Annotated in this window: 10 protein-coding genes and 1 pseudogene; 8 read left to right on the top strand and 3 right to left on the bottom strand. The window is 61.0% G+C overall.

Features of this window, described 5'->3' with window-relative positions; all coding sequences use genetic code 11:
- Both HCK86_RS22810 and HCK86_RS22805 read right to left on the bottom strand, forming a co-directional pair.
- Nucleotides 1-4,026: pseudogene (locus HCK86_RS22810) on the bottom strand (autotransporter outer membrane beta-barrel domain-containing protein); the annotation flags it as partial.
- A 378-nt stretch (nucleotides 4,027-4,404) separates the two neighbouring features.
- Nucleotides 4,405-5,160, bottom strand: coding sequence for a GntR family transcriptional regulator (locus HCK86_RS22805; protein ID WP_176086798.1), 756 nt, complete (start codon nucleotides 5,158-5,160; stop codon nucleotides 4,405-4,407).
- A 160-nt stretch (nucleotides 5,161-5,320) separates the two neighbouring features.
- Between HCK86_RS22805 and HCK86_RS22800 the strand changes: the two genes are divergently transcribed.
- From HCK86_RS22800 to HCK86_RS22770, 7 genes are read left to right on the top strand one after another with little or no spacing between them, the layout of a single operon-like run.
- Nucleotides 5,321-6,706 carry a 6-phospho-beta-glucosidase gene (locus tag HCK86_RS22800; RefSeq protein WP_176086797.1) on the top strand — a complete coding sequence of 462 codons (1,386 nt, stop codon included), beginning with the start codon at nucleotides 5,321-5,323 and terminating at the stop codon, nucleotides 6,704-6,706.
- On the top strand, nucleotides 6,706-7,641 hold the full coding sequence (locus HCK86_RS22795) for a PfkB family carbohydrate kinase (protein WP_176086796.1): 936 nt from the start codon (nucleotides 6,706-6,708) through the stop codon (nucleotides 7,639-7,641). Before HCK86_RS22800 ends, HCK86_RS22795 begins: the two co-directional genes overlap by 1 nt.
- 34 nt (nucleotides 7,642-7,675) lie before the next feature.
- On the top strand, nucleotides 7,676-8,818 hold the full coding sequence (locus HCK86_RS22790; RefSeq protein ID WP_176086799.1) for an extracellular solute-binding protein: 1,143 nt from the start codon (nucleotides 7,676-7,678) through the stop codon (nucleotides 8,816-8,818).
- 18 nt (nucleotides 8,819-8,836) lie between these two features.
- Nucleotides 8,837-9,691: an ABC transporter permease subunit gene (locus HCK86_RS22785; protein WP_348641117.1), complete on the top strand. Its 855-nt coding sequence runs from the start codon at nucleotides 8,837-8,839 to the stop codon at nucleotides 9,689-9,691.
- Complete coding sequence (locus tag HCK86_RS22780; protein ID WP_176086795.1) at nucleotides 9,688-10,497, top strand: ABC transporter permease subunit; 810 nt, start codon at nucleotides 9,688-9,690, stop codon at nucleotides 10,495-10,497. The genes HCK86_RS22785 and HCK86_RS22780 overlap by 4 nt, the downstream gene beginning before the upstream one ends.
- 36 nt (nucleotides 10,498-10,533) lie before the next feature.
- On the top strand, nucleotides 10,534-11,589 hold the full coding sequence (locus tag HCK86_RS22775; RefSeq protein ID WP_176086794.1) for an ABC transporter ATP-binding protein: 1,056 nt from the start codon (nucleotides 10,534-10,536) through the stop codon (nucleotides 11,587-11,589).
- Entirely contained in the window at nucleotides 11,586-12,416 is an 831-nt protein-coding gene (locus HCK86_RS22770) for a glycerophosphodiester phosphodiesterase family protein (RefSeq protein WP_176086793.1), read from the top strand. Before HCK86_RS22775 ends, HCK86_RS22770 begins: the two co-directional genes overlap by 4 nt.
- Here HCK86_RS22770 and HCK86_RS22765 read toward each other — a convergent pair.
- Nucleotides 12,397-13,194, bottom strand: coding sequence for an inositol monophosphatase family protein (locus HCK86_RS22765; RefSeq protein WP_176086792.1), 798 nt, complete (start codon nucleotides 13,192-13,194; stop codon nucleotides 12,397-12,399). The two genes, HCK86_RS22770 and HCK86_RS22765, sit on opposite strands and share 20 nt — an antisense overlap.
- Before the next feature lie 193 nt (nucleotides 13,195-13,387).
- On the opposite strand from HCK86_RS22765, the gene HCK86_RS22760 reads away from it, so the two are divergent.
- Entirely contained in the window at nucleotides 13,388-15,016 is a 1,629-nt protein-coding gene (locus HCK86_RS22760) for a Na/Pi cotransporter family protein (protein ID WP_176086791.1), read from the top strand.
- Nucleotides 15,017-15,211: the final 195 nt, after the last annotated feature.

The following is a 15,211-nucleotide window of genomic DNA, read 5'->3' as shown; positions in this document are numbered from 1 at the left end:
GCTTTCATCCGCGTCCGATTCCGTTGAACCCAGCGTCACGGCAAGCGATGTCGGCGCATAGCCGCTCATCACGCCGATGCCGCCGCCGCCGCCAATCGATTGGGCAATGACGCCGATGGAAGAAAAGCCTGAGGTGTAGATGTTCGAGACATAGGCATAGACGGAACCGCCTGTTCCGCCGGTTTCGGACGATGTTGAGCCAAGGGCAATGGAGGCATCGACCGTTATGCTGTTGACGAGAACATTCTCGGTGGTGGTCTGGTTCGAACTGAGCGATACGGTGCCGCCGCCGGCGCCAATCGACTGGGCAACGACGCCGTGGGAAAGGGCGCCGGACGTCGTGATGCTGCCGTAGGAATAATCGGAGCTGCCCTTGACCCTGGTGCCGAAGACCACCATGCCGCCATTGCCGCCGTCGCCACCGGATGCGGCCGCAGTGCCCGACAGCTTGGTTTCCACCGTCCCGGCATAGACGAGGGAGATGTGGTAGTTCTCGAATTCCTTCAGTTCGGCGTCGATCGAGTTCGCATGGGAAACGGAACTGGTGCCGGAGCCGCCAATACCGCCACCGCCGCCGAGGGACTGGACAACGACACCGCTGGAGGCATCGCCCGAGGTGACAATCTTGCCATTGTTCCAGGCATAGGCCTTGCCGCCGTCGCCGCCGTCGCCACCCGTCGCACCGGCACTGATCGTGACGGTCGTATCGGCCTCGATATCGCCGCCGCCGGCACCGCCAATACCGCCGCCGCCGCCGATCGACTGAACGACGAGTGCATTGGAGTTGTTGCCTTTGGTAACAAGGATGCCTGAATCGGCAACCCCCGCCTTTGCCGTTCCGCCATCGCCGCCAGACCCGGAACCGCCGCCGAGATTGACAGAGATTGCAACGGACGAATCCTCGAAGAAGCCGATTGTGTCGCTTTCGCCACTGCCGCCGGTTCCGCCGCCACCGCCAATCGATTGCACGAGCATGCCGGTGGCGAAATTTCCGCCGGTATAGATGTAGCCCATATTATGGGCGTAGGCGTAGCCGCCGGTTCCGCCATCGCCCCCCGTTCCACCGACCGTGCTGTCGACCTTCAGCGTGAAGGTCTTGTCGGCGGTTGCCTCCTTGATCTCGGCCCAGTCGCCGGAAAGCTCGGCCATGATGCTGGCGATTGTCGCTGTCGCAGAAGAGGCCGTGGCATCGCCACCATTGCCGCCCCCGCCGCCGATGGATTGAACCACCAAGCCGTTCGAACCATCGCCCGTTGTCACGATCGAACCGCTTTTTTCCACCCAGGCCTTGGCGTCACCACCATTACCGCCGTCCCCGGCATAACCACCGATGGAATTCGTGATCGACAGCGAGAAGGCGTGGCCGCTGCTGTCCAGTGGTACGCCGAGCGCGAGCGCGCTTGCCGTTGATGTTCCGCCATCGCCGCCGCCGCCGCCGATCGACTGCACCAGCAGGCCGGTGGCGTCCGTCCCGGATGTCTTGATGGTTCCCGCTGCATAGGCCGTCGCAGTTCCGCCATCACCGCCTTCGCCACCCTGTCCGCCGATTGAAACGGCCATGGTAAAGGCAAGGGCGGAGGTTTCCGATTTTGCCGCACCGCCCGTGCCGCCGCCGCCGCCGATTGACTGCACGATGACCGCCGTCGCGCCATCACCTGATGTCGTGACCGTTCCGCTGCTGCTTTTCTCGTAGATCGCATCGCCGCCATCGCCGCCGGATCCGCCACTTCCGCCGATGGCCAGAGAGCCACCGAAAACAGACCATGCCGTGGCAGAGCCGCCCGTGCCGCCGCCGCCGCCGATCGACTGGATGATGATGCCGGAGGCATAGTCGCCATAGGTGACGATATCAGACTCATTGTAGACTTTTGCCGTGCCGCCATCGCCGCCGGATCCGCCTGTGCCGCCAACGGCATAGAAGAAACCCACGTTGTTGCGGCCGGTGCCGCCGCCGCCGCCAATCGATTGTGCCACGATGCCGTGCGCTTCCGAACCATAGGTCGTCAGCGTGGCATAGTTCTTCACCGTGACGGTTGAACCATCCGAGCCGGTGCCGCCGCCATCGGCGTCGCCCTTGCCGCCGACATAGCCTGAGGCACCCTTGCCGACATTGTTGCCGCCGCCGCCGCCGATCGACTGGGCCAGGATTGCGATGCCGCCACCGATATCGGTGCTGGAATCGGTATCCGTATCCGTCGAGGAATAGCCGCCATGGGTGGTGATCGATCCCTTGTTGATGACAAGGACGGCTGCCGCATCTGCGGATTGCGACGATCCGCCAAGCGTCTGGGCGCTGCTACTGGAGGTCAGGGCGCCATAGCTGTCTGTGGAAAGCGTCGAGGTTGAGGTCAGTATACCGCCGCCGCCGCCGATCGACATGGCGACAATGCCATGGGAATCGACGCCGTAGGTTACAATCGAGGCATAGTTATAGACGCTGACATTGCCGCTGGTATTGGAGCCAAGGCTGTAGCTGCCCCAGTTGAACGCCTCGTAACCGCTCCATTCATAGAGGCCACCGCCCGATCCGGCGGAAATGGCCACGATCCCGTTTGAATAGTTGCCCTTCGTCGTAATGGCGAAATCATTCTTGACGGTGACATTGCCCGCCACACCGCCACTGGATGAGGTGCTTTGGGCTTTGGTCGTTTCCTGCCCGGCGCCGCCCAGCGACATGGCAACGATGCCGCTCGAATGCGCGCCCGCCGTATAGATCGTCCCGCCGCCGGTCAGCGACACGGCCACATTGCCGGCTGTTCCGCCTGCCTTGCCATGTCCATAGCCATAAACGCTGGCACCGCCATAGCTCGCCGCGAAAATGCCGTCGGAATGGTCGCCGGAGGTCTTGAGTGTGGTGGTGGAGGCGCCGTAGATCGTTACATAGACATTTCCGCCGTCTCCTCCATCAAAGACTGTGGCGCTGGCCTGGATCATGTTGCCCCAGCCGCCATAGCTGATTGCGGAAATCGCCGCGCCGCTGGTCCGCCCGGTCTGGGTCCAGATGCTGGCGATCTTGGCGGATGACGTTGTGATGATCGAGCCGCTGAACACGTTGGTACTGGAACCGAGCGTGACGGAAACGTCGCCGGCATTCCCGCCTGTACCACCCTGAATATAGTTCTGGTACAAGTTGCCCCAATATTCATAAACACGCTTTTCGCTCAGATAGAGATTGTTGCCGCCATATGAGGCCGCAAAGATCCCGCCGCCTGCGGATGTAGACGTGATCGTGTCGACGTCGCCGGAAACGGTAATGGTGACCGTGCCGCCGCTGCCGCCGGTTCCACCGGACGAAGCCCCGCCGCGGCTGATTGCCAGGATTGCCGTTCCGGCCGCCGAAACCGATCCGCTATCGGTAATCGTGATGGCGCCGGCGGAGCCGCCATCGGCATTGTTGTAAGGGTAGCCGCCTGAACTGACTGCATAGATGCCGTTGCCGACGGTGCTGGCAATGCTGCCCGTATTGACAATCGTGATCGCGCCTGCGTCTCCGCCGGCGCTGTATTTGTCGTCACCGCCGGAGTGAGTATTGCTGCCGAAAGAGATGACTCGAATGGCATCCGACTGGCTCTTGGAATAGTAATTGGTGCCGTAGGGTGCATCAAAGGCAATCAGCGCCGAGATATCCTGGGTTTCGGTAATGCTGATATCGGCATAATTATACAGCGAAATAGTGAGCCCGCGCTGACCGTGTTCGGGGAACCGATCGTAATCGTTGTAATAGCCATAACTGCCGGAATATTTAGGGGTTGGGGACCGATACCAGGTCATCGCACCGCCATAGGCATATTGCGGCGATGTCACCGTTGTCGATGAGGAAATCGTGCATTTGAAGGTGACGTTGGAAACGTCGTCATCCTTGCTGGCATAGGCGCTTGTCGATGATGGCGTGCAGGTCGCAGCCGCATAGGCCCTTGAATAGAAACCGCGATTGTAAAAGGGCAGGGGAACGCCTGCCAGCGTGCCTGCCAGGGCCGTCGTCTGGAACAGGATGGAAGATGCGATCCACCTTGTTTTGGCCGACAAGTGTCTGTTCTTGCCGGAACGGTTTTTGTCTTGGCGGGGGGCTTTTGCAGATTGCGGATACGTCTCGTCACTGGGCTGACGCATAAAAAATTGCCTTACTATGCGGTATGAGATCTCAATAGATATGAAAATTTTTACATGTCACACTGTATGTATGATGCATTCAGTTGACCAGATTTTTTTCGCTAAATTAGCGGGATAAAAGGTCTTGTCCGCCAAACGACGTGCGGACCTGAAGCTGCGATTTGCACAGCGCATCCAGAAGGCCGGGCTGGCGCTTTCAATCAGATATCAACGGTCGTCAAGCTGATCGCGGTGGGGCAGCGCATGCGCAGCGGTCCGCGCATATCCGCCGCCGCAGCCTTGGGGCAGGATGCGCTATTCGCCCTGCTGGATGCTCAGCGGATAGCGTTGCGGGTGATGGATGGATGTCGAGACGTTGATTGGGTAATTTTCGTCGTCATAGGCGACCTGGTCGAGCGTAAGCACAGCAGAGCGCGGCTCAAGCTGAAGCAGCTGCTCTTCCTCCGCATCCGGGCAGCGCGCGCTGATGGTCGTCTGTCCGCGCATCGGCCTCAGACCGTAGCGCTCGTGGAGTTCCTTGTAGAGCGAGCGGTTGCCGGTGGACCAGTCCAGCGTCACCAGGCCAGGGCAGCGCCCGGGTTCAAGCCAGTCATACTGAATGACGACCGGCGTCCCGTTGAGCGTCCGCAGCCGTTTCAAGAGCACGACGTCCGCCGCCGCCGGCAGATAAAGTGCCCGGGTGATGTCGGCAGGCGCCGGACAGATCTTCGCCTCGATCAGCCGGCTGCCGGGGGTCATGCCCTTGGCAATGGCATTTGAGGTGAAGCTCTTCAGCAGGTGAAGCTCGAAAGGTTCGTGCTTGCCCGTGACGTAGAAGCCCTTGCCTGGCTGGCTTTGCAGAAGTCCTTCCTGCACCAGTTCCATCAGCGCCTGACGAACGGTGATGCGGCTGACGCCATAGAAATTGACAAGCTCGCGCTCCGACATGAGCTTGGCGTGGGGCGCAAGAGAGCCGTCGCGGATCGCCTCGAGAATGCTCGCTTTCACCTGACGGTAAAGCGGCTGCTGGTCGCTACGATCGAGCGGGCGCATTCGGTCCAGCTGATCCATGGTTTCCCTGCTGATGGATGGTGTTCGAGCAGACATCGTTTCCCGCAAAAATTTCCCCGTGTCACTGGTTGCATGAAAATGCGGTTCAAGGCAACAGCCTATCTTGACATATCTGGTTATAACAGGTTCACTCATCGCAGATTATATCTGAGGTGCAAGCGTGAAACTGACTTTGATTGGTGGCGGCGGCGTAAGGTCTCCCCTTTTTGTGGCATCGGCCCTTCGCCGGGCGGAACGCAGCGGGCTGAAGGAGATCTGCCTTCATGATGTCGATGCGAAAAAGCTGGAGATCTTTGGTGGAATAGCTGCGGAGATTACCCGTCGCGTCCAGTCTCCGGTGCGTATCACCACCTCGCTTGACGCCGAGCGGGCGCTTGAGGGGGCCGACTATGTGGTGACCACGGTCAGGCCTGGTGGCGAGGATGGCCGCGTCAAGGATGAGCGTATCGCGCTCTCGCATGGAGTTTTGGGGCAGGAGACGACCGGGCCGGGTGGTTTCGCCATGGCTCTGCGCAGCATTCCCGTCATTACGGAATATGCAAGTCTGCTGAAGCGCGTCAGCCCTGATGCCTGGCTTTTCAACTTCACCAATCCGGCTGGCCTGGTGGCCCAGGCCCTCAGTGATGCCGGCTTTGACCGTGTCGTTGGCATCTGCGATGGCGCCAACGCCGCGCAGGAAGCCGTCGCCCAGAAACTCGATGTCTCCGTGCGCGAGGTTCAGGCGGAGGTGTTCGGGCTTAATCACCTGTCCTATACGCGGGCGGCCTATGTTGATGGCAAGGAGGTCCTGCAGGGGCTTCTTGACGATGACAGTTTTCTGGCCGAAACGCCGCAGCGCATTTTCGATCCGGCGATCATCCGCCGCCATCGCCTGTGGCTGAACGAATATCTCTACTATTTCTACTATGCTGAAAAGGCGCTGGGCGATATTCAGGCCGATACCCGCACGCGTGGCGAAGAGGTGCGTGACCTCAACCGCGATCTGGTCGCGCAGCTCTCGGCGATCGGTGTCGACCGCGATGCCGAAGCAGCGCTTTCAGCCTATTTCGCCTATGAACAGCGGCGCGAAGCGACTTATATGCATTACGCTCGGCCAGAGGCGCCGAGCATGGAGGATGCCGACAAGGCCATCCGTGCGGTCGGCTCGGAAGCGGCTGATGGTGTCGGCGAAGGTTATGCAGGCGTTGCTCTGAACATTATTGACGCGCTGCAGACCGGTGTTGAATGCCATATCGGCCTCAATCTGCGCAATGGCGGCGCTATTGAGGGACTTGCAGACGATGATGTCGTTGAGGTCAGCTGCGTGGTCGATGGCGATGGCATCAGGACGAAGAAGATCGGCGCGATTCCTGACGGTCCCGCCCAGCTGATCCACAACATCAAGCGTTATGAGCGTCTGGCGGTCCGTGCGATTGCCACACGAAGCCGCGATCTGGCGGTCGAGGCTCTTGTCGCCCACCCGCTGGTTCTCTCCTATTCGCGTGCCGAGCCGCTGGTCGACGAATATCTGTCGACCCATGCCGAATTTGCCGGAGAATGGCGCTGATGGAGCTGAAGCTGCCGTCTGATCCGGATCGTCCCCATGAGGTGCTGCTGGTCGGCGAGTATTATTATGACCTGATCTTTTCCGGCCTGCGCAGCCCTCCGACGCTTGGCAGCGATATCTGGTCAGATGGCTTTGAGGCGGTTGCCGGGGCGAATTTCACCACGGCGCGGGCATTCCGGCTCCTCAATATCAAGGCCGGCTGGTGGTGCGAAGCCGGCAGCGACATCTTCAGCCAGCTCATGCTGGCCGAGGCGGCAAGGCTTGGCATCGATACGAGCCTCGTCCAGCGCCGCGCGGAACCGCGTATCCGGGTCAGTGCGGCGTTTTCCATGCCTGAAGACCGCGGCTTCATCAGCCATTTCGCCGGTGAGGAAACATTGCCTTCGCGCCAGCATATCGACAGGCTCCGCCCGCGCGTCCTGCTGGTGCAGGGGCTGACCTGCCGCGATGGACTGGCCGACCTTTTCGCCCATGCCCGCAGCCTTGGTGTGCTGTGTTGCCTCGATTGCCAGCATGTCGATGAGGGGCTTCAGGACAAAGGGCTGACGGAGATCCTGAGCCATCTCGACGTCTTTTTCCTGAACGAGACGGAAGCAGCCCGGCTGACCGGCCTTGCCGATTGCCGCGAGGCGCTTGCAGCTCTGTCCGCTCATGTGCCGGCCGTTATTCTCAAGCGCGGCGCCAAGGGGGCGATCGCGCGGGTCAACGGCGCGGAGATGGAACAGGCTGCCTTGCCCGTCACGGTCGTTGATACCACGGGTGCCGGCGACAGTTTCAATGCCGGCTTTGTCTATGGCCTGCTGAAGGGCTGGAGCCTTTCGAATGTCCTCGGCGCAGCGGTTGCCTGCGGGTCCGCTGCGGTGACGGCTCATGGTGGACACGGTCTGCCCGGGGAGAGCGATCTCCTCAACGCGTTGAATGAAACAAGTGACTGAAGATATCAAATCAACAAAAGATGGGAACATGTCTATGAAACGTCGCGAATTTCTTGCCTCTGCCTCCGCTGCCGCCGCAGCTCTCGTTCTTGCCCCCCGCATTTCCTTCGCAGCTGATGGAACGGTCGAGGTCATTGTTGGTTCTGACCAGAATATTGCCGATTTCTGGTCGAATGTCGTCGTGCCGGCGCTGAAAACCTCGATGCCCGATGTTGATGTCAACGTCACGGTTGCCAATGGCAATTCAGGCATGATGGCGCTTGCCGATCGTGCGCTGGCGGCAATGAAGACCAAGAGCGATCCGCAGATCGACCTGATGGAAGCCTTCAATCCGCGCAATACGGTCGGCGGCATCGAGGCTGGTCTCTGGGTCGACTTTGCCGATGCCAACATGGACAATTATGCCAAGCTCTCCAGCCTGGCGATCGATACCGATTTCGGTCTTCCCTATCGTGGCTCGCAGGTCGTGCTCGCCTATGATGCCGATCGCGTTGAAACGCCGCCGACCACATGGGAAGAGCTCACCGCCTTCATCAAGGGCAATGAGGGCCAGTTCATCTACAACCGTCCCGACAAGGGCGGTGCTGGCGGCAATTTCGTCCGCCGCGCCATTCATGAAGCGAATGGCCGCGACCCTTCGCTGTTTACCGCCGACAATTACACCAAGGAAAAGGGTGAGACGATGCTCACCCCGGCCTGGGATATCCTCAAGGATCTGGGGCCATCCATGTATCAGAACGGTTCCTACACTGCCGGCAACACGGCGTCGCTGCAGCTGCTGGTTTCCGGTGTCGTCTCCATGGTTCCGGCCTGGTCCGACCAGGCACTTACCGGCATGCGATCGGGTGAGCTGCCGCCCAATATCAAGCTTACCCAGCTCAAGGACCTCGCCTTTGTCGGCGGCTATGCCTTCTGCACCATTCCGTCCAATTCGGTGCATCGCGATACTGCGCTGAAACTCGCAGATGTCCTGATCTCGCCGGAGGTTCAGGAGCAGATCGTGCTGCAGATTGCCGGTTTCCCGGCGATCGAATGGAGCTATCTGAGCGAGGAGACCCGCACGGCCAACGCCGACATCATCCCGAGCTCCATTCCGGCTTTCCCGGATGGCGAATGGGAAGCGGCGGTCAATGATGGCTGGTATCGCAACGTCGCTCCCGGCATTTCCCGCGACTGAGCCTGCGGAGCCCGCGTCGTGGAAACCGAGAACGCTCTCAAACGCAATCTGCGCGGGCTGGCTCTTGTCAGCCTGCCGCTCATCGTCATGGTCGGGCTTCTCCTTTATCCCGCCGGCGTGTCGATCATCAAAACCCTTCAGGTGGCGGATGCCGATGGCACCGTCACCTGGACACTGGCGCGCTATCATCGCTTCTTTGCCGATGCCTACAGCATGGCCAATTATTTCAGGACGATCTGGACCACGGCGGTCACGCTGGTGCTGCTAGTCGTCATCTGCCTGCCCATCGCCATGTATCTTCACTTCACCCGCAGCCGGCTTGCCGCAGTGGTTCAGGCGCTGGCGCTCTTCCCGATGTTCGTGCCGGGCATCATCGTCGCCTATGCGCTGATCCGCTATATCGGACCAAACGGTGTGCTGCAGATGCTGCTCGAAACCGTGGGCTTCCACTGGTACCGCTCGCCCTATCTCACGGCCTGGGGGCCGGTGATCGGCCTCATCTGGGATCATCTGCCGCTGACGCTGCTGATCCTGACGGCCGGCATGGCGCGTGTATCACAGGAGGCAATCGAGGCGGCACGGGATGTCGGTGCCGGGCCGGTGACGATCTTTCGCCGCATCATCCTGCCGCTGATCACGGATAGTCTGATGGTGGTTCTGGCGCTCAATGTCATCAGCCTGTTCGGCTCTTTCGTGATCCCCTACATGCTCGGACCGGCCTCGCCGGAGATGATGGGCCCCTATATGCTGCGGACCTTTTCGGATGTGCGGGAACCGGATTTTGCCGCAACCCAGGCCGTCGTCACCTTCATCACCTGCGCCGTCTTCGGCATTCTCTATGTTGTCATGCTGACGAAGAGGGATGACGTATGAAGATCAGTCTCAGCACGATTGTCGGCTCGATCATCTTCGTGGTTCTGTTTGCCTATGTGGTCATGCCGATCGGTACGGTCTTTGTCTGGGCCTTCGCCGAAAAATGGTACTATCCCTCGCTGCTTCCGACGCAATGGGGGCTGCGCTACTGGCATACGACACTGGCGCGGGCCGATGTTCTCTCGGCATTGCGCCTGTCGCTGACACTTTCGGTCACGGTCACCCTGCTTTCGGCGGTGATCTGCCTGCCGGCGGCCTATGCCTTTGCCCGCATGGAATTTGTCGGGCGGCGCACCTTCATGATGTCCTTTCTTGCGATCAACGCCTTTCCGCGTTTCGGACTGATCGTCATGATCGCGACGCTGTTCTTCAGCCTCGGTCTGATCGGCACGTTCTGGGGCATCGTGCTCGTGCAGCTGCTCAACACCATGCTGATCATGATCTGGCTGCCGTCAGCCGCCTTCCGTGGGGTTGACCGGCGGCTTGAAGAGGCGGCCCGGGATGTCGGGGCAGGGCCATTGCGCACCTTCCTCCACGTCACCATCCCGCAGGCGGCTCCGGCCATCGGGGCGGCGATGCTGCTCACATTCGTTTCCACCTTCTACGAAACCGAGGGTGCCTGGCTTGTCGGCGCGCCGAAGCTTCGCACCATGCCGATGGTCATGCTGCAGATGATCAACGGTCAGATTGTCGTGCAATATGGCGCAGTGCTCTCGGTGCTGCTGTGGGTTCCTTCCTTCATTGCGCTTCTGTTTGCGCGCAGGGTTCTGGCCTCGAACCAGTTCGCCAAGGGATTTGGCGCATGAGGCGGAACCACCCCGAACTATCAGGAATGCATTGAAATGGCTAAACTGGAATTGAAGGATATTGCCAAGTCCTACGGACATGCCGTGGCGGTTCAGGATGTGTCACTGGAAATCGCCTCCGGTGAGCTTGTCTGCCTGCTCGGTCCGTCCGGCTCGGGAAAATCCACATTGCTGCGCATCATTGGCGGCTTTGAGCGGCCGAGTGCGGGTCAGGTGCTGATCGATGGCGCTGACGTGACGGCAAGCCCGCCCGAACGCCGGCCGACGGCCATGGTGTTTCAGAGCCATGCGCTCTGGTCGCATATGAGCGTCTATGACAACATCGCCTTCGGGCTGAAGCTCCGGAAACTGCCGCGGGCGGAGATCCGCCGCAAGGTCGAGACGGCCCTGGAACTGGTCGGGCTTGGCGGTTACGCCGACCGCAGCCCGGTGCGGCTTTCCGGCGGTCAGCAGCAGCGTGTCGCGATTGCCCGCTGCATCGTGCTTGAGCCGAAAATCCTGCTGATGGATGAACCCTTTGCCAGCCTTGACCAGCATCTGCGTGAGCGGCTGCGCGAGGAGGTTCGCAATATTCAGCGCGAGCTTGGCATTACCACCGTCTTCGTCACCCACGGACAGGATGAGGCCCTGGCGATCGCCGATCGGATCGTGGTCATGTCTGTCGGCAAGGTTAACCAGATCGGTGCGCCCGCCGATATCTACGCCGATCCGTGCGACACCTTCGTCGCCGGGTTCATCGGGGCGATGAACCTGATCGAAGGGCATGTTTCCGGCGGCAAGGTCCGGGCCGGCGGATTCGATCTGTCCGTACCGTTTTCGGACGGTCCGGCAACGCTTGCGATGCGGCCGGAGCGGCTGGTCCTTTGCGGGGCTGACGCCGCTGCGGCGCGTGTGCGGGTCGACCGGGTGATCCATTTTGGCACCCATCTTATCATCGAAGCGGAAGGCGAGGCCGGCCAGCGGCTGAAGATCCAGTCGGGAACGGATGCAGCGGTCAGGGCCGGCGAGCATATTCATCTGCGTCCGCAGCATTACTCGGTGTTCCGGGACGGCGAAGATGTCTATCGCTCCAATGCGGCATCGGGGCAATGACAGCGCGACTTCCGGTTTTCAAATGGCATCGCCTGCGCCAGCGGCTTGATGACTGCGCCTTCGATCGCAGCGGTCTCTGGGCCGGACTGGCCCATGGCGCTTCGATGGAGGTCGATCTCAGGGCGCTCGGCGACGGCGGCTTCGTCTGCCTGCATGATGCGACCCTTGATCGCGAGACGGACGGCAGCGGTTCAGTCAGAAGCCGGACGACGAAGGATATCGAAACCCTGTCGATGCTTGGCGACAAGGGCGCGCCGACCTGGTCGCCACCCATGACGCTTGGCGAACTCTGCGAGGCGGTGCGGGCGTCGAAACCGGTCTCCCGAACGCGCATCCAGCTCGATTTCAAGGATCGGATCGACAGTCTGGAGCAGGCCCATTTTGACCATTTCCGGGAATGTCTGGCCGGTATCGCCGGATATTTCGTTCTGTCGGGCGATGATGCCATGGGCCTGCAGCGGCTCGGCGGCGGGCTTGAAGGGCTCACGATCGGCTATGATCCCTGTACGGACGATACGCTTGCGGCGCTGAATGCCTCCGGGCGGTTTGCCGAATTTGCCGCAGATGCCGTGGCGGCAGCCCCCTTTGCCGGCTACATCTATCTGGAATATCCGATCATTCTGGCCGGTCTCAAGCGCGGGATCAATCTCGCGCGCCTGTTTCAGGCCGAGGGCAAGACGGTCGATGCCTATACGCTCAACGCTACGCATCCGGAGGCTTCACAAAGCCTGGCGACACTTGTTGCCGTTGGCGTTGACCAGATCACCACCGACGAGCCCGCGGTCATGGCGGCGATGCTGGCGGGTCTCAGCCGGCAAACAGGCTGACCATCCAGCCGTGCAGCGAGGGCACACTGGCAAGAACGGCGCCATTGCCATTCTGCTCCCGGCCCTGAAAGTCCGTGACGATGCCGCCGCATTCACGCAGCAGCAGGGCGGAGGCGAGATAGTCAAGCGTGTCGAGACCATCCTCGAAGCAGGCGTGATGGCGGCCGGCCGCAACATAGGCGACCGACAGGGCTGCCGAGCCGAGACGGCGCGTGACGGCAGCCGTATCTGAAACCTGGCGCACGGCGCCGAAGTAGCGCTCGACATCGACGCCGCGCACCTGGCCGGGGATTGGCAGGCCGACACCGACAATGGCGTGATCCGGAGCGACATCGGCGCAGGACGGAAGCCGTCTGCCATTGAGAAAGGCGCCCTTGCCACGCTCGGCGACGAAGATTTCGTCGCGGACCGGCTCGAGGATGACGCCGATTTCGGCCACGCCGTCGATCAGGCAGGTGATCACCTGGGCAAAGAAGGGAATCCTAAAGGCGAAATTGGATGTGCCGTCGATCGGGTCGATCAGAAAACGCATGGCGCCCGAGCCGGCCTGGTCTCCCGTTCCCTCTTCGCCGGAAATGCCTGCTTGCGGAAAATGGGCTCTCAGAACCGCGATAATGGCGCGTTCCGTGGCGACGTCGGCTGCCAGCTGGTAGTCGCGCGGTGCCTTTTCCACCATCTTGAGCGGCGTGGAACGGTTGAAATAATCCATCGCAACGGCGGCTCCGGCGCGGGCAGCCTTGATCATGATGTCCGTTGTTTCAGAAAGACCGGCTTCCATGCAATGTTCCCTTGCGTTATGAATCTGGTTATAACAGGTTAGTACCATATAATTCCGTGTTTGGAATGGTCTTCCGACAAAGTGTGGCACGACAGCACTCGTTTCGTGCGATTTTCTTGACGGAATGAACAAACCGCGCGAATCTCGGTGATTTACGACTTTCCGTACCATTTTGATTTGAGAGGGATCTGATTTGGGATCGCTTCTGGTCGTATTGCAGATTGCTGGATCAGTCGCCCTGCTGCTGTTCGGGCTTGGCCTCGTGCGTGATGGCGTGACGACCGCCTTTGGCGTGCGCCTGAAGACGGCACTTGGTCTCGGCACGAAAACCGGGTCGCGTGCCTTTGTCTCGGGTCTGGTCGCAACGCTCGGCCTGCAGTCATCGACGGCGACGGCGCTGCTGACATCCTCTTTTGTCGAACGCGAACTGATCAAGGGCCGTATGGCGCAGATCGTGCTGCTTGGCGCCAATGTCGGTACGGCTCTGACGGCCCTCGTGATCTCAACGGGGGTTGCCGCACTCAGTCCGGCGCTGTTGCTGGCGGGCTATATTCTCGGCCGCCGTGAAGGCGCATTGCGCAGCGGCATCGCCCGGGCGCTGATCGGCGTGGGGCTGATGCTGGTCGCCATCACCTTGCTGGAGGCTGCCACCGTGCCGCTGCGCGATGCGCCGGCCATGGCAAGTTTTCTGTCGATGCTCGATCAGGCGCGGCCGGTCGCCCTGATCGCCGCCGCATTGATCGCTGCCGCCTGTTCCTCGTCGCTGGCGGCCGTTCTTCTGGTTCTGTCGCTCGGCCTTCCCGGCGGTCTCTGTGTTGTCATGGTCCTTGGCGCCAATATTGGCGGGGCGATACCGCCGGTGATCGCGACGCTTGGCGGCAAACCCTCGGCGCGTCGCCTGACGACGGGTAACCTTGTCATCCGCATTGCCGGCAGTGCGCTTGCCATGCCCTTTGCCAACCTGATTGCCAGCGGACTGGGGGAACTGCCGCTGACGCTGACCGGGCTTGCGGTAGAGGTACATCTGGTCTTCAACCTGATGCTTGCCGTGCTGGTTTGGCCGGTGGCGGGGCGCCTTTCCGATGGTCTTGAACATGTTCTGCCTGATGCGGATCGCCAGACGCCGCTGGCGGCGAAATGGCTGAACGAGGCGGCTCTCGACATGCCGGCGCTGGCGCTGGCGGGTGCCAGCCGGCAGGCGCTGGCCATCGGCGATGATATCGAGCGGATGCTGGAGCAGACGCGGCTGGCCTTTCGCAAGAATGATCTGCTTCAGCTTTCGGATGTCTCGCTGCTGGAGCAGCGCGTCGACCTCTGCCAGCAGCAGGTCAAGACCTATCTGTCCCGTCTCGGCCGCGAGGCGAGCGAGGAAGAGCGCCGCCGCAGCATCACCATCCTCGATTACGTGATCAATCTGGAGCATATCGGCGACATCATCGAGCGGGGACTGGTCGTGCAGGTGCGCAAGAAGGTCGGGCTCGGTCTGCACTTCTCTGATGAAGGCTATCGTGAGCTCGATGCCATGTTCCTGCTCACCTTCGAGGTGCTGCGCATGGCGCAGACCGTCTTCATGACGCGTGATCGCGATCTCGCTAAGCGGCTGATGGAACTGAAGATCGAGGTGCGCAAGCATGAAAGGCAATCGGCGCAGCGTCACCTGATCCGGCTGCGCGAGGGCAAGCCCGAGAGCCGCGAGACATCCTCGGTCCATCTCGACATATTACGTGACCTGAAGCGGATGAATGCCCATTTCGTGTCGGTTGCCCACCCGATCCTCGACGAGGAAGGTCTTCTCGTCGAAAGCCGGCTGCGCGAGCGCTGATGTCAAATCCGGGATCTGTGATTGCAGGCAAGATTCCGTTTCCCGGGTCGATCGGCCAGCCACATGAATGCGGCCGGACACTGGCGCATGCCTTTTGATACATCTTGCAGCTGTCGGCTGGGTGACGGCGCGGAAGCGATGACAAAGTGTCCGTGTGCAGATCTGCCGCTCACGAGCAGGCACCGCAAACGCCGC

Origin of the sequence: Martelella sp. HB161492 (assembly GCF_013184775.1) — a bacterium.
Taxonomy (GTDB): Bacteria; Pseudomonadota; Alphaproteobacteria; order Rhizobiales; family Rhizobiaceae; genus Martelella.
The sequence above is the reverse complement of the archived record's forward strand: the minus strand, read 5'-3'. Positions and strand labels throughout refer to the sequence as shown.

What these genes read in the sequence shown, in the direction of transcription:
- HCK86_RS22805 (WP_176086798.1), bottom strand. Translation starts at nt 5,160, where the DNA reads ATGGATCAGCTGGACCGAATGCGCCCGCTCGATCGTAGCGACCAGCAG.
- HCK86_RS22765 (WP_176086792.1), bottom strand. Translation starts at nt 13,194, where the DNA reads ATGGAAGCCGGTCTTTCTGAAACAACGGACATCATGATCAAGGCTGCC.
- HCK86_RS22795 (WP_176086796.1), top strand. Translation starts at nt 6,706, where the DNA reads ATGGAGCTGAAGCTGCCGTCTGATCCGGATCGTCCCCATGAGGTGCTG.
- HCK86_RS22780 (WP_176086795.1), top strand. Translation starts at nt 9,688, where the DNA reads ATGAAGATCAGTCTCAGCACGATTGTCGGCTCGATCATCTTCGTGGTT.
- HCK86_RS22790 (WP_176086799.1), top strand. Translation starts at nt 7,676, where the DNA reads ATGAAACGTCGCGAATTTCTTGCCTCTGCCTCCGCTGCCGCCGCAGCT.
- HCK86_RS22770 (WP_176086793.1), top strand. Translation starts at nt 11,586, where the DNA reads ATGACAGCGCGACTTCCGGTTTTCAAATGGCATCGCCTGCGCCAGCGG.
- HCK86_RS22775 (WP_176086794.1), top strand. Translation starts at nt 10,534, where the DNA reads ATGGCTAAACTGGAATTGAAGGATATTGCCAAGTCCTACGGACATGCC.